The sequence below is a fragment of the Salinibacter sp. genome (genome assembly GCF_042218895.1).
Taxonomy (GTDB): Bacteria; Bacteroidota; Rhodothermia; order Rhodothermales; family Salinibacteraceae; genus Salinibacter.
Genome location: NZ_JBDGQQ010000097.1, coordinates 1 through 14,681 on the forward strand (window position 1 = coordinate 1; position 14,681 = coordinate 14,681).

General features: G+C 63.3%; 14 protein-coding genes. All 14 read left to right on the forward strand.

Features of this window, described 5'->3' with window-relative positions:
- Nucleotides 1-144: 144 nt before the first annotated feature.
- Entirely contained in the window at nucleotides 145-903 is a 759-nt protein-coding gene (bshB1, locus tag ABEL04_RS08755; RefSeq protein WP_375802008.1) for a bacillithiol biosynthesis deacetylase BshB1, read from the forward strand.
- A 149-nt stretch (nucleotides 904-1,052) separates the two neighbouring features.
- Nucleotides 1,053-2,555 (forward strand): MmgE/PrpD family protein, encoded by a 1,503-nt coding sequence (locus ABEL04_RS08760; protein ID WP_375802009.1) that lies wholly within the window; start codon nucleotides 1,053-1,055, stop codon nucleotides 2,553-2,555.
- Nucleotides 2,556-2,601: 46 nt separating this feature from the next.
- Nucleotides 2,602-3,531: a methylisocitrate lyase gene (prpB, locus tag ABEL04_RS08765; RefSeq protein WP_375802010.1), complete on the forward strand. Its 930-nt coding sequence runs from the start codon at nucleotides 2,602-2,604 to the stop codon at nucleotides 3,529-3,531.
- Nucleotides 3,497-4,645 carry a bifunctional 2-methylcitrate synthase/citrate synthase gene (locus tag ABEL04_RS08770; protein ID WP_375802011.1) on the forward strand — a complete coding sequence of 383 codons (1,149 nt, stop codon included), beginning with the start codon at nucleotides 3,497-3,499 and terminating at the stop codon, nucleotides 4,643-4,645. The genes prpB and ABEL04_RS08770 overlap by 35 nt, the downstream gene beginning before the upstream one ends.
- A 261-nt stretch (nucleotides 4,646-4,906) precedes the next feature.
- Nucleotides 4,907-5,485, forward strand: a complete 579-nt coding sequence (efp, locus tag ABEL04_RS08775; protein ID WP_375802012.1) for an elongation factor P — start codon at nucleotides 4,907-4,909, stop codon at nucleotides 5,483-5,485.
- Between the two features lie 75 nt (nucleotides 5,486-5,560).
- Entirely contained in the window at nucleotides 5,561-6,208 is a 648-nt protein-coding gene (gene accB / locus ABEL04_RS08780) for an acetyl-CoA carboxylase biotin carboxyl carrier protein (RefSeq protein WP_375802013.1), read from the forward strand.
- A gap of 268 nt (nucleotides 6,209-6,476) precedes the next feature.
- Nucleotides 6,477-7,844 carry an acetyl-CoA carboxylase biotin carboxylase subunit gene (accC, locus tag ABEL04_RS08785; protein ID WP_375802014.1) on the forward strand — a complete coding sequence of 456 codons (1,368 nt, stop codon included), beginning with the start codon at nucleotides 6,477-6,479 and terminating at the stop codon, nucleotides 7,842-7,844.
- Between the two features lie 150 nt (nucleotides 7,845-7,994).
- The gene (gene gcvH / locus ABEL04_RS08790; RefSeq protein ID WP_375802015.1) at nucleotides 7,995-8,369 is read left to right on the forward strand and encodes a glycine cleavage system protein GcvH; all 375 of its coding nucleotides are present in this window, start codon (nucleotides 7,995-7,997) and stop codon (nucleotides 8,367-8,369) included.
- 147 nt (nucleotides 8,370-8,516) lie between these two features.
- Nucleotides 8,517-10,097, forward strand: a complete 1,581-nt coding sequence (guaA, locus tag ABEL04_RS08795) for a glutamine-hydrolyzing GMP synthase (RefSeq protein WP_375802016.1) — start codon at nucleotides 8,517-8,519, stop codon at nucleotides 10,095-10,097.
- A 150-nt stretch (nucleotides 10,098-10,247) separates the two neighbouring features.
- Nucleotides 10,248-11,891 carry an ABC transporter substrate-binding protein gene (locus tag ABEL04_RS08800; RefSeq protein ID WP_375802017.1) on the forward strand — a complete coding sequence of 548 codons (1,644 nt, stop codon included), beginning with the start codon at nucleotides 10,248-10,250 and terminating at the stop codon, nucleotides 11,889-11,891.
- A gap of 167 nt (nucleotides 11,892-12,058) precedes the next feature.
- Nucleotides 12,059-12,913, forward strand: coding sequence for an outer membrane protein assembly factor BamD (locus ABEL04_RS08805; protein ID WP_375802018.1), 855 nt, complete (start codon nucleotides 12,059-12,061; stop codon nucleotides 12,911-12,913).
- Nucleotides 12,914-12,940: 27 nt separating this feature from the next.
- On the forward strand, nucleotides 12,941-13,528 hold the full coding sequence (gene nadD, locus ABEL04_RS08810) for a nicotinate (nicotinamide) nucleotide adenylyltransferase (RefSeq protein ID WP_375802019.1): 588 nt from the start codon (nucleotides 12,941-12,943) through the stop codon (nucleotides 13,526-13,528).
- Nucleotides 13,529-13,695: 167 nt separating this feature from the next.
- Entirely contained in the window at nucleotides 13,696-14,292 is a 597-nt protein-coding gene (locus ABEL04_RS08815) for a thioredoxin family protein (RefSeq protein ID WP_375802020.1), read from the forward strand.
- A 100-nt stretch (nucleotides 14,293-14,392) separates the two neighbouring features.
- Nucleotides 14,393-14,608: an ABC transporter permease gene (locus tag ABEL04_RS08820; RefSeq protein ID WP_375802021.1), complete on the forward strand. Its 216-nt coding sequence runs from the start codon at nucleotides 14,393-14,395 to the stop codon at nucleotides 14,606-14,608.
- Nucleotides 14,609-14,681 lie beyond the last annotated feature (73 nt).

Sequence of the window (14,681 nt, forward strand, 5' to 3'; positions counted from 1 at the left end):
CACTGGGTGAGTATTTCGTGTTGCGTATTGCGTATCTGTTCCTCTCTCACGCAATGCGAAATACGCAATGCGAAATACGCAATACGTACTGCATAGCACAGGGCGGGTTACTATTCAATTAGCACTTTCTGTAGATCACGCCCCATGCCCAACCTCGACGTCCTCGCCCTCGCCGCCCACCCCGACGACGTGGAGCTCTGCGCGGGAGGCACGGTTTGTCTCCTCGCCCAACAGGGGTACGACGTAGGCATCGTCGACTTTACGAAGGGGCAACTCGGCTCGCGGGGCTCCCCGGAGCAGCGGATGGAGGAGACTGAGCGAGCCTCAGAAATCATCGGTCTGAGTGCCCGCGAGAACCTTGGCCTGATGGACGGAGACATCCGCAACACGCGGGAGGTCCAGCGCGAGGTGATCAAGGTAGTGCGTCGATACCAACCGCACATTGTACTGATCAACGCCCCGGAAAGTCGTCACCCTGACCACGAGGACGCCGCCGAACTTTCCACCGACGCCCTGTACTACAGCGGTCTCAAGAAAATCGAGACGACCGGCCCCGGTGGAACCCCGCAGGAGCCCTGGCGCCCGCACCATGTGCTCCACTACATGCAGGCCATTCCCTTCGAGCCGACCCTCGTAGTGGACGTGACGGAGGTGTGGGATCGGCGCATCGAGGCCCTGCAGGCCTTCGAGTCGCAGTTCCACAACCCCGACTACGAGCCCGACGAGGATGAGCCGGAGACGTTCGTGTCGAACCGCGCGTTCTTCGAGTGGGTCAAGTCCCAGGCCCGCACCTACGGCTACAAGGTGGGCGCCACCTACGGCGAGCCGTTTCTCTACCGGCACGGCCCCTTCGGCGTTACCGACCTGCCCGCAGCCCTCAGCCGCGAGCAGCCCTTCCGGTAGAAGCCACCCCGGCGGCTATTTAGAGAAAGGTGAGCGGACCTTGACACCTTCTTTCCACGCGCGAGGCGCGGGCACGGGTAACTTAACGCCCCTGAGGGCTTTTTAGAACTTGCGGGACAGCTCCCTCAGCACGTCTCCAGCTGGATGCTATGAAACGACACCCTGTTCGCGTCTATCCGTCGGAGGAACCGCTTCCACGAGACGAGCAACTGGCCTGGCGCCTGGCCCGCGTGGGCACCGACGAGGCACCGGTCGACGACGAGGCCCGGCGGATGGTAGGCAACCGCATCATCGACAACGCCGCCGTCTCGGCCGCCGCGCTGAACCGCCGACCCGTAGCCACGGCCCGGCAGCAGGCGCTCGCCCATCCCCGCTCGCCCGGCGCGCCCGTTGTGGGCACCCCCGAGACGGCGAGTGCCGAGTGGGCCGCCTGGGCCCGCGGCGTGGCCGTGCGGGAGCTGGACTTCCACGACACCTTCCTGGCGGCCGATTACGCCCACCCGGCGGACAACATTCCCCCTGTGCTGGCGGTGGCCCAGCAGATGGGCCGCGACGGGGCCGATCTCCTGCGTGGTCTCCTGGCGGCGTACGAGGTTCACATCGCCCTCACCAAGGGCATCTGCCTGCACGAGCACAAGAAGGACCACATCGCGCACCTCTGTCCAGCGTCGGCCGTCGGCATTGGTGCCCTGCTGGGGGTGTCAACCGAGGTTCTCTACCAGGCCGTCCAGCAGGCCGTCCACGTCAGCTTCCAGACCCGCCAGTCGCGCAAGGGCGAGATTTCGAGCTGGAAGGCCTACGCCCCCGGCTTCGCCGGAAAGCAGGCCATCGAGGCGATCGACCGCGCCATGCGGGGCGAAACGGCCCCGTCACCCATCTACGAGGGGGAGGATAGCGTAATCGCCTGGATGCTGGGCGGCCCGGATGCCACCTACGAAGTTCCGTTGCCGGAGCCGGGCGAGCCGCGTCGCATGATCCTTGAGTCCTACACGAAAGAGCACTCGGCCGAGTATCAGGCCCAGGCGCTCATCGACCTGGCCTTCCGGATGCGGGAGCAGATCGACGACCTCGGGCAGATCGAGGAGATCGTCATCCACACGAGCCACCACACGCACACCGTCATCGGCTCCGGTGCAAACGACCCGCAGAAATACGACCCGGATGCCAGCCGGGAGACGCTGGACCACAGCATCATGTACATCTTCGCCGTGGCGCTGCAGGACGGAATGTGGCACCACGAGGAGAGCTACACCGACGAGCGGGCGCATCGGCCCGACACCGTAGAGCTGTGGCAAAAGATCCGCACGGTCGAGGACCCGGAATGGACGGAGCGCTACCACCGTTCCGATCCTTCGGAGAAGGCCTTCGGAGGACGCGTCGAGATCCAGATGGCCGGCGGGCGGACCCTCGTCGACGAGGCTGCGGTGGCCAACGCCCATCCCAACAGCGACCGGTCCTTCGGGCGCGAGGACTACGTCGACAAGTTCGACACGCTCACCGAGGGCTGGATCACGACGGGGGAGCAAGACCGCTTCCTGGGGCTGGTGGACCGCCTGCCCGAACTCTCCGCCGAGGAGGTTCGAAACCTGACCGTGCAGGTTCCTCCTAATCTCCTGGTTGGTTCCGAACAGCGCAACCAGGGCCTCTTCTGAGCCAGTCGCTCTCGCTGTCCCCTCAAACACGCCCCCCGCTCCTACCATGCTTTTCGTCGACACCTCGCCGCAGGAAAAGCGCCAGGCCCTCCGGGACGCGCTGGAAGAGGACGGCATTCTCCGCCTCCCCGGCGCGTTCTCTCCCCTCGTAGCCATGCTCTTTGAGGAGCAGGGATTCGACGGCATCTACATCTCCGGCGCCGTGCTCTCGGCCGACCTTGGCCTTCCTGACGTGGGGCTGACTACCATGACGGAGGTGCTCGGGCGCGGCCGCCAGATCGCCCGTGTCACGAACCTGCCGTCCATCATTGACATCGACACCGGGTTCGGAGAAACGCTCAACATGGCCCGGACCCTGCAGGAACTGGAAGAACACGGATTGGCCGGTTGTCACCTCGAAGACCAGGTCAACCCGAAGCGGTGTGGCCACCTCGACCACAAGTCCCTCGTCCCGACCGAGACGATGATCCAAAAGATTCGGGCCGCCGTTGAGGCGCGGCGGGACCCCAACTTCCTGCTGATCGCCCGCACCGACGCGCGGAGCGTCGACGGAATGGGCGCGGCCCTCGATCGGGCACAGGCGTACGTCGACGCCGGGGCCGACGCGCTCTTTCCGGAGGGGCTCAGGACTGAAGAGGAGTTTGCGACGTTCGGGGACGCGTTCGACGTGCCGCTCCTCGCCAACATGACCGAGTTCGGGAAATCGCCCCTCCTGGAGGCGTCCCGGCTCGACGAACTGGGCTACGACCTCGTGATCTACCCGGTGACGAGCCTCCGGCTTGCGATGAAGACGGTGCGGGAGAGCTTCGAAACCATCCGGGACGAGGAGACACAGAAGTCGCTGCTGGGCCAGATGCAGACCCGCTCCGAACTCTACGACCTGATTCAGTACGAGCGCTACAACACCTTCGACGACTCCATTTACAACTTCTCGCTTGACGATGACAGATCAACCACAGGTACAGAAGGGACTTAAGGGCGTTGCTGCCGATCGGTCGGCCATCTCCGACGTCCAGCCCAAGGAAAAGAAACTGTTCTATCGGGGGTATCCCGTCGACGAGCTCGCCGAGCAGTGCCGGTTCGAAGAGGTCGCGCATCTGCTGCTCCACGGCGAGCTTCCGAGCGCCGCCGAACTGTCGACGTTCGAGGACAAGGAGCGGGCCGCCCGCGAGCTCAGCGATGAGGGGGCCAAGGTCCTCGACCTGATCCGGGCGGACGCCTCCCCGATGGACGTGCTCCGGACGGGCGTGAGCCTGGAAGGAAGCAATCACCCTGAGGTCTTCGGGGCCGACCCCGACACCATCCGGGAACACGCAATTCGGGTGCTGGCCCAGTTGCCCACACTGACGGCTGCGAAATACCGGCGCCAGCAGGGCAAGGCGCCGATTTCGCCCCGCTCGGACCTGAGCATAGCTGCCAATTTCTTCCACATGTGCTTCGGCGAGGTGCCGGCCGACAAAGTTGTGGAGGCGTTCGACACCTCGCTCATCCTCTACGCCGAGCATGGATTCAACGCGTCTGCCTTCACGGCCCGCGTCATCACCTCCACGCTGTCGGACTACTACGGGGCCGTCGCGGGTGCCATCGCCGCGCTGAAGGGCATGCTGCACGGGGGCGCGAATGAGGCAGTGATGGAGATGCTCCTGGAGATCGACGAGGCCGAGGCCGACCCGGCGGACTGGGTGCGCCAGCGTCTTGAAGCAGGAGAGGTCGTCATGGGCTTCGGGCACCGCATCTACAAGTACGGCGACTCGCGCGTGCCCATCATGCGGCAGTGCCTGCACGACGTGGCCGGGCCCGAGCAGCAGAAGTGGATCGAGATCGCCGAGGCCGTCGAGACGACCATGCAGGAGGAGACCGGCATTCCGCCGAATCTGGACTACCCGGCCGGTCCGGCCTACTACGCAATGGGGTTTGAGATCGAACTGTTTACCCCGATTTTTGTGATGAGTCGCACCGCAGGGTGGTCGGCCCACATTCTGGAGCAGCTCGCCGACAATACGCTCATCCGGCCCACCTCGGAGTACGTAGGGCCGGAGGCCCGATCGGTGCCGTCCCTCGATGAGCGATCCGGCACCGCGTCTCATTGAGTAGACCCTCCCGGGGACAGGTCTCCGCTCGGCCGAGTCGCGCAGAGGCGTCTCGCCGGGGCGCCTCTTTCCGCGAGTGCGTCTTCCGACGTCATGGCGGGGCCGAATTTAATGCGGTTGCCACGTCTGCGCGCCGGGGTGGAGCAACAAAGCCGACAGGCACGCTTTTAACCTTTTCCCCTCGGTTCGTGCTCGGATTGACAGCGCGGCCCGCGGGGTGATATATTATGTCTGTATTACTTACACGAACGCACCGATCGTATGGCGGACACGAGTGATTTCCGGAACGGCATGACGTTCATCTGGAAAGACGATCTCTGGGAGATCGTCGACTTCCTCCACGTGAAACCCGGCAAAGGTGGGGCCTTCGTGCGCACGACCCTGAAAAACGTCCGGGAGGGCCACGAGCTGGAGGAGACCTTTCGGGCAGGTGCAGAGGTCGAAGAGGTGCGCGTGGAGCGGCGACCGCACCAGTTCCTCTACAAGGACGACTACGGTCTCCACTTCATGAATACGGAGACCTACGAGCAGTTCTCGATGCCACCGGAGCAGGTCGAAGAACGAGAGTTCTTGAAGGAGGGGGGCGACGTCGATATCCTGTTCCGGGCCGACACCGAAGAGCCGCTCCGCACCGAGGTTCCCCAGAAGGTGGAGCTTGAGGTTGTCGACACTACCCCTGGCGTGGAAGGAAATACGGCTCAGGGGGGAGATAAGCCGGCTACGCTAGAGAGCGGTGCCACGGTCGACGTGCCGCTCTTCATCAACGAGGGCGATGTCGTTCGCGTTGACACAGGCACCGGAGAATATGAGACTCGCGTCTCCGCCGCCTCGACCGTGTAGTCCTGATCATCGTCGGAAGTGTCCCGCCGGGATGGAGCACGTCCACTGGCTCTCTCGCACACATCCACCAGAGGCATGAAGCTCTCGAAGATTCAAGAACTGCTCCGACTCGTCACCGAAAGCGAGGTGTCGGAGGTCGAAATTGAGGAGGACGACTTCAAGTTGACCATCCGGCAGAACAGCCCACAAGTCGTTATGCAACCGGCGGGGCAACCGGTTCGGATGCAGTACGGCGCCCCGCAGCCCCAGCGACCGATGGCCCAGCAGGCCTACGCGCCGCCGCAGGGACAGCCGGCCCCACAGGCACAACAGCCCCCACAACCGTCGGGGGCGCCCCAGCAGCCACCCGCGCCGTCGGGCGGCAATCCGCAGGCGGCCGGCGACACGACGCAGGACAGCGCGTCCGCCGCGTCGACGCCTGCCCAGGATACCGCCGAGAACGGAACGGCTGAGGCAGAGGAGGAAACCGGGGTCGCGACCGACGAGCACGTGGTGAAGGCCCCCATCGTGGGCACCTTCTACCGCGCCCCCTCGCCCGACGCCGACCCGTTCGTAGAAGTGGGCGACTCGGTGGCGGAGGGCGACGTGCTCTGTATCATCGAGGCAATGAAGCTGATGAATGAAATTGAGTGTGAGACCTCAGGGACGATCGAAGAAATCCTGGTCGAAGACGCCGAACCGGTCGAGTTCGATCAGCCCCTTTTTGTGATCAACGAAGGATAGCTTCGTCCTTCCCGAGTGCCCGCGGCTCCGGAATGATCCGGGGCCGTTTTCATGTAGAGCCGTCCCTGAGGCGCTTTCACGCATGATTTTACAGAGAAGCGCCTTTTGCCTTCGTCCGGAGGGGCATGTTGCGTAGTGCGTGCTGCGCAGGGGAAAGTATCAAGGTGCGCAACACGAAGCACAGAACGCGTCGCGAACCACTTATCACGCCTTCGAGACCTGGTAGTAGACGGGATCCGCTTGCACGTGGCAAAGACCCTGACCCCGCATGAGTGACATCCAAAAGATTCTCATCGCCAACCGCGGCGAGATTGCGCTGCGCGTGATTCGCACCTGCCACGAGATGGGGATTAACACCGTGGCGGTGTATTCTACGATGGACCGCGACGCGCTACACGTCCGTTTCGCCAGCGAGGCGGTGTGCATTGGGCCGCCGGCCTCCGCAGAAAGCTACCTGCGCCCCGACCGCATCATCGCCGCCGCGGAGGTAACGGGGGCTGACGCCATCCATCCCGGCTATGGCTTCCTTGCCGAGAACGCCGAGTTCAGCCAGATTTGTGCCGACAACGACATTGAGTTTATCGGCCCGGACGCCGAAACCATCCGGCTGATGGGCGAGAAGTCGAAGGCGAAGGCCGAGATGAATAAGGCCGGCGTGCCCATTGTGGAGGGGTCGGACGGCACCGTGGGCGACCTCGACGACGCCTTCGAGATTGCGTCGGACATCGGGTTCCCGGTCATGGTGAAGGCCGCGGCGGGCGGCGGCGGCACCGGCATGCGCCTGGTGTGGGAGGCGGAGGGCTTCGAGCGAGCCTTCAATGGAGCCCGGTCCGAGGCCGACGCGGCCTTTGGCAACCCCGAGGTGTACATTGAGAAGTTTGTGGAGAAGCCCCGCCACGTTGAGATTCAGGTGCTGGGGGATGGGCAGGGCAACGTGATGCACTTTGGGGAGCGGGAGTGCTCCATCCAGCGCCGTCACCAGAAGCTGGTGGAGGAGTGCCCGTCGCCCGTCGTCGACGAGGAGCTCCGCGAGGAGATGGGGCAGGCCGCCATCCGCGGAGCAGAGGCAGTCAACTACGAGGGGGCCGGCACAGTCGAGTTTCTTGTGGGGGCCGACCGCCACTTCTACTTCATGGAGATGAACACCCGCATCCAGGTGGAGCATCCGGTGACGGAGGAGGTCACGGACTGCGACCTAGTAGAGCACCAGATTCGCGTATCGATGGGGGAGACCGTGGATCCGGAGGAGCGCCCGCCCATGGAGGGCCACGCCATCGAGTGCCGCATCAACGCGGAGGACCCGTTTAACAACTTTAGCCCTGCTCCGGGCGACATCACCGCGTTTCACCAGCCGGGCGGGCACGGCATTCGGGTCGACACGGCCGCATACTCCAGCTACCGCATTCCGCCCACCTACGACTCGATGATCGCCAAGCTTATCGCCTACGGCAAGACCCGCGACCACGCCCTCCGTAAGATGCGACGGGCGCTCGACGAGTTCGTCATCGAAGGGATCCGAACGACAATTCCGTTCCACCAGCAGCTCATGAACGACGAACGCTTCCAGAACGGGAATTTCGACACCCGCTTCCTCGACGACTTCGAAATGCATCCAGCCCCAGAAATGGCCGTCTGACACGAATTCGGGGCGGTTCTGGGCCAGGGCTCCTTTCGGAGGAGGGATCCTCCCTGAGGTCCCCGCCGGACGGACGATCCTTTGGATTGACCGTCACGTCCCGTATCTTCACGCGAACTCGCATTCCAAAAGCACTCTCGTACACGACGAATGGATACGCCGGACCACCTCTATTACACGGAAGACCACGAGTGGATACGTGTCGACAACGGCACGGCTACCGTGGGCATCACGGACTTCGCCCAGAGCGAACTTGGGGATATCGTGTTCGTCGAGCTCGAGCCAGAGGGCACCGAACTCGATCAGCACGATGTCTTCGGCACCATCGAAGCGGTCAAAACAGTGTCGGAACTGTACATGCCCGCGAGCGGCACCATCACGGCCGTCAACGATGAACTCGAGATGGCCCCGGAAGTCGTCAACGACGATCCGTACGGGGAGGGATGGATGATCAAAATCGAGCTTGAGGATCCCGACGAGATCGACACTCTCATGGAGGCCAACGCCTACGCTGAGGTAACGTGAGGGGGGTGGAGAGACCAGAGGAGAGGGACAGCACGCCGTGGATGAAGGCTCGTGTGTAGCGTAGCGCGTACTGCGTCTGGCGCGATGCGTGTTGCGCAGGGCACATCTGCTGACTTTCCAGGCAATACGAAATACGCGACATCCCTGATGCACGAGCAAATCGTCATACTGGACTACGGGTCACAATACACCCAGCTCATCGCGCGGCGGGTGCGCGAGACGGGGGTGTATTCGGAAATATACCCGTGTACGGTGGATACGGAGGAGATCGATGCCCTGGAGCCCTGCGGCATCATCCTGTCCGGCGGGCCCTGCTCGGTGTACGACGACGAGGCCCCTCAGCTCGACGCCAGGCTTCTCAACCTTGAGCGTCCTGACGGCGCTCCGGTGCCGGTGCTCGGCATCTGCTACGGGCTTCAGGCCATGGCTCATCTGCTGAATGGAGAGGTGGAACGGGCCGACCGACGAGAGTTTGGCCCGGCCCAGCTTCGGGTGTCTACCGACGGTGGAGCGAAAACCCCGCTCTTCGAGGAGGTTCCCGAGGGATCGACTGTCTGGATGAGCCACAGCGACCACCTGACGGCGCTGCCAGACAACTTCGAAGTAATCGCCCAGACTGACAACGCGCCGGTGGCGGCGGTCCGCAACACCGAGGCGCCTCACTACGGGGTTCAGTTCCATCCTGAGGTCGTCCACACCGATTTTGGCCGGCAGATTCTGGAGAACTTCGCCTACGAAATCTGCGGCTGCAGCGGGGACTGGACCCCCGCCTCGTTCGTCGAGGAACAGACCCTCAACATCCGTGAACAGGTGGGAGACCGTCACGTCATCCTGGGGCTCTCTGGAGGGGTCGACTCCTCCGTCGCGGCGGCGCTCCTGCAGCGGGCCATCGGCGACCAGCTGCACTGCATCTTCGTCAACAACGGCCTGCTCCGGAAGGGCGAGTGGGACCAGGTGCAGGACACCTTTCGCGGTCACTTCGACATGGACCTCCACACCACCGACGCCACGGGCCGCTTCCTGGACCGCCTCGACGGCGTGGTCGACCCGGAGGAGAAGCGCAACGTCGTCGGCAACACGTTCATCGAGGTCTTCGAGGAACAGACCGAAGAGATTGCCGCCGACCTGGGGCACCGCCCCGAGTTTCTGGCGCAGGGCACGCTCTATCCGGACCTTATCGAGAGCGTGTCCTTCAAGGGCCCCTCGGCCACCATCAAGACGCATCACAACGTGGGCGGGCTGCCCGAGGAGCTCGACTTTGAGCTCATCGAGCCGTTCCGGGAGCTGTTCAAGGACGAGGTCCGGGAGATCGGCCGCCTGCTCGATGTCCCGGAGCACATCGTGGGTCGTCATCCCTTTCCGGGGCCGGGACTGGCCATTCGCATTTTGGGGGCGGTCACGCGCGAACGACTGGCCCTGCTTCGAGAGGCCGACGACATCTTTATCGAGGAGCTGCGGGCCAATGATCTCTACGACGAGGTGTGGCAGGCCTTCGCCGTGTTGCTCCCGGTACAGAGCGTGGGGGTGATGGGAGATGAACGAACCTACGAAAACGTCTGCGCCCTCCGGGCGGTGACCAGCGTGGACGGCATGACGGCCGACTGGGCGCACCTCCCGCACGACTTTCTCGGCCGCGTGTCCAGCCGCATTGTCAATGAAGTGCGTGGCATCAATCGGGCAGTGTACGACGTGAGTTCAAAACCTCCGGCTACGATCGAATGGGAGTGACTACTGGCAGAGCACGCCGGTTGCGGCGGGAGGCCACCCTCCCTCAGGGCGAAGTGCCTTCCCCGGAGAGAATCTCGAAGACCCACAGGCCTGCCTCGTCCGCCCTGAGCCCCCTGTCCCCCTGCCCAACGCCGTAGATCCTTCATTTCCATGATGCACCGTGTGTCCGTATCGGTCCTCCTGCTGATTGGGGTTGTCGCGCTGACGGGCCGGCCAGCCCATGCCCAAGAGCAAGATGCCATCCCTGAGATTCCGGACGCAGAGCTCATGTTCGAACAGGGCCTTGCGGCTTTCGAGCGAGGAAGGTACGGAAAGGCCGCCAAACGCTTCCGCCTGGTCACGGAATATGAGCTTAATCGCAAGACGACCGCCGCCCTGTTGATGGGGGGGAAGGCGCTTGTTCGGGCGGGGCGCTACCGGGACGCGATCGATCGGCTTCGAACCCTGCTGGATCGGTATCCAACGACGACGTACCGGGATCAAGCCGAGTCAATCCTCACATTGGCGCAACGACGCCTTCAGCGCTCCGGGCAGGGTCCGGATACGCTCCGTGTCGGCGTTGCCCTCCCAATGGGGGACGCACAGTTGGCGCTGTCCCAGGCCCTCTTCAACGGCATCCGTCTGGCGGTTGAAGAGCACAATGGGGTGCGGCGACGATACGCTCCGCCTCCAGACCTGCCAGCATCGGCCGATACGTTCGAGGTCTACAGCACCAGCGAAGCCCGCGGAGACAGCCTGGCACAGGAAGACGGACAAACTACCGTGGCGACCCCAACCGACACGGTCCGGGTCGACTCCCTGCGGATTGTCACCGAGCGCGTGGAGCGTCCTGATTGGGTGGCCAAGATGTACCTCCGTCGGGTGGGAGAACGACCCGAAACTGCCCGGGCCGCCGTCGACTCACTGGTGCGCATCGACAACGTGGACGTGATTGTTGGGCCCATCCGGAGCGAAATGGCACGACCGGCCGGCGGGCGGGCCGAGCAGGCCCGCGTTCTCCTCGTCGCTCCGGTGGCGACCAACGACGCTGTGTCGCAGGGGCGAAACTACGTCTTCCAGGCAAACCCGACGTTCGCAATGCGGGGCCGCCTCATGGCCCGGTTCGCGAACGAGGGGCTCCTCCTCGACCGCGTCGGCATGATTTACGAGCCGGGCAATTCCTACAGTGCCCGCATGGCAGAAGGGTTCCGGGCCGAGGTTCGACGCCAGAACATGAAAATGCCTCTCTCGCTCCGCCTCCAGAACGCCCAGGATTGGTCCCGTCTCCCAACGCTCGTCAACAAAGACTCGACGATCACTGACTCACTTCTGGCGCGGCCCGAGGCGTTTTACCTGCCCGTCGCGGGCGGAAACACCGTCGGCAAGATCCGGGGGGCCCTCACGGGACTGAGAAAACTCGCACCCGGCACTCGGGCGCTCGGGAACAGTCAGTGGCACAATCTTCCGTTCGCGAAGATCGCAAGCAAATTGACAGCCACGTACGCGAATAACTTCTACGTGGACACGAAGCGACCAGCGGTGCAGCGGTTCATTAAGCGCTACCGCCTCCTAACCGGCACGACGCCGGGTGAGCTCTCCGCCGATGGTCGGCGTCTCGCCTACGCGGGATACGACGTCGCCCACTTTCTGCTGTCTCAGCTTTCCCCGACCGCCACCCGTCTAGATCCGCGAGCGCTCCGCGCTGCCCCAGTGCATGAGGGCCTCGGCACCCGAATTGACTTCGGGGAGGGCAACGTAAACCAAGCACTGTTCTTCCATCGGTACCGGAATCAGCAGATCGAGCTTCTTCAATAGAGGCCCTGTGGGACCCACGTGCCGTACTCCATCGTGGTTTAAAGTCCACAGAGGAACAGGACCTTCCCCCTGTCGTTTCGCGTTGCGAGTTTTCGTGTCGGAAGACAAAACCGACAAGAGCTCGGGAAAACTGTCCATTGGCTGTGTCTCGGTGATGGCATCCGCCCATGCGCCTGTCGGTCTTCACGTCCATTCTGCTTTTCGCCTTCGTCGGAGCCGTCGGCGGGTGTTCGGGGAGTGAACGGCTTACGTACGATGGGCCCAAGGAGGCCTACACGAAGGGGATTTCGCAATTTGAGGAGGGGGATTACAAGTTGGCTGTTCGTTTCTTTCGGGGGGTGCTCGAGTACGGGCGCGGAAACAAGTGGGCCGCCAATGCGCAGTACAAACTTGCCATGGCTCAGCGCAAGAGGGGGAAGCACCTAGTCGCCGCGAGCGAGTTCAAGCGCTTTACGGAGATCTATCGAAACAGCGCAAAGGTTGCCGAGGCGCAGTTTGAGCGGGCCAACTCCTACTACCTCCGGTCTCCGATGTATCGGCTCGATCAGTCGGACTCCCGGCAGGCGATCTCGCTCTTTCAGCTCTTCATTGACCAGCATCCGAATCACAGGCTCGTGCCCGAGGCCGAGAAGAAGATCGACGAGCTCCGGGCCAAGCTGGCCCACAAGAAATATGCCGCGGCTCAGCTCTACGAGCAGCGCGAGATGTGGCAGGCCGCCACAGAAGTGTACGTCGACGCTTTCAACAAGTATCCAGACACGAAGTGGGCCGATGAGGTCCTTCTGGGAGCGGTACGCTCCTACGTTCAGTACGCGGACCGAAGCATTCAGAAAAAGCAGGCTGAACGGTACCGGAAGGCCATCAAGTACTACAATCGGCTTACCCAGCTTTTCCCCGAGAGCAAGCTGCTCAGCCGGGCAGAGGAACTGTACAGCGAGGCGCAGCGCAAGCTCGAGCGTGTTCAGGCCCAGGAGGACGAGCAATCGCTTGCCCGTGACGGCGGGTCTCGCGGGTCCAGATAGACGACCGACGTGTAAGTCCGACGTGTCATGGACATCGGCCTCTTCGGGGGATCGTTCAATCCTCCTCACATCGCACATCTAGTCGTGGCCGAGGTCGCACGCGATCAGTTTGGCCTGGACGAGGTGTGGTGGATCCCAAATTCCACACCGCCCCACAAGCCTGAGGAGGAACTTGTGGCCGTCGAACATCGGGTCGCGATGACCCAGCGCACAATTGAGTCCAATCCCACCTTTCGCGTCTGTGATATCGAGGTACAGCGGGAGGGGGTGTCGTACACGGTCGAAACCCTCCGAGTCCTACAGGAAGAGCATACCGACACGGACTTTGCCCTCATCATCGGGAGTGACAGCCTCGATCATTTCGCGGAGTGGCACCGGCCCGACGAGATCGCCGAACGCGTGCCAATCATCGTGTACAAGCGACCGGGGGCGATTGAGTCCGTCGCTGAGCCCCGGTTTGCGAATCGTGTTCGGTACGCCGCCGCCCCCGTCATGGAGGTGTCGGGGACCGAAATCCGGGCGCGGTGCCGGGCAGGACGGTCCATCCGACACCTTGTGCCGGAGGACGTGCGAACGTACATTGAGGCCCACGACCTGTACCAGGACGACGAGTGACGGTGTCCGAGCCGAAGATCTCAGACCAGTCGCCATGACGCCAGAGGGCGTCCGGCGGCCTCGCTGTACCGCTTCCCGAACCCCGTTGTCGCCTCCCCAGTTTGCTATCAGGAGACTCTGGAACCCTGCTCCACTCGCATTCCGCTAACCGCTCCCAACCCCGCACCATGGCCGTTACCGAATCTACCATGATTGAGTTGGGCCATCCGGCCCCTGACTTCTCACTCCCCGCCGCCAATCCTGACGTTGACGATCGGGGGGGCGAAACCCGCTCGCTTGCCGACTACCGCGACGCCGAGGTGCTCGTCGTTGTCTTCATGTGCAACCACTGCCCGTACGTCCAGCACATTGAGGACGCTCTCCTTGATGTAGCGCGCGAGTACCAGGAGCAGGATGTGCAGTTCGTCGGCATCTGCTCGAACGACCCGGAGCGCTACCCGGACGACTCGTTCGAGAGCATGGCCGAGCGGGCCCGGGAGAAGAACTACCCCTTCCCGTATCTGCAGGACGAGACGCAAGAGGTGGCCCAGGCATACGAGGCGGCCTGCACGCCCGACTTCTACGTCTTCGATGAGAACCGCACGCTTGCCTACCGCGGCCGCTTCGACGAAACGCGCCCCGATGGCGACGAGGCGCACGGGGCCGACCTGCGGCAGGCACTCGACGAACTGTTGGAAACTGGACAGGTGACGACGGAGCAGTTCCCCTCCATGGGATGCAATATTAAGTGGAAACCAGGGGTAGAGCCGGCCCACACGTCGTAGCGATGCTCTGAAGGCTCCGCCAGGCCCCCTGCGCTGGGCGTTGAGCCCTGGGGGATTCCCAGTGGCGTGCGCTCCTCCGTGTCCAAACCGAAACTCAATTATGTTTGGCGGACGAGCGTTCCGAACCTGGCCCCGCGTCCTTGCCGGGGCGTGTGGCGTCTCGATCCTCTTCTTCGTCGTAATGGTGATGGCCGAGCAGGCCCTCGGGGACAGGGTTCGCATCACCCGGGCGGGACTGCTAATCAGTGCGGCAGCCTTCGTGGGCTACATCGCGGTCTCCTGGATCATTCGTCTCGACGAGACCCATCCCGACTGACAAAGCGATGGGGAAAGAGCGCGGGCTGGGAACGACAGAATCATCGAGCGCGGCTGTGCATTAGAGCCGTACC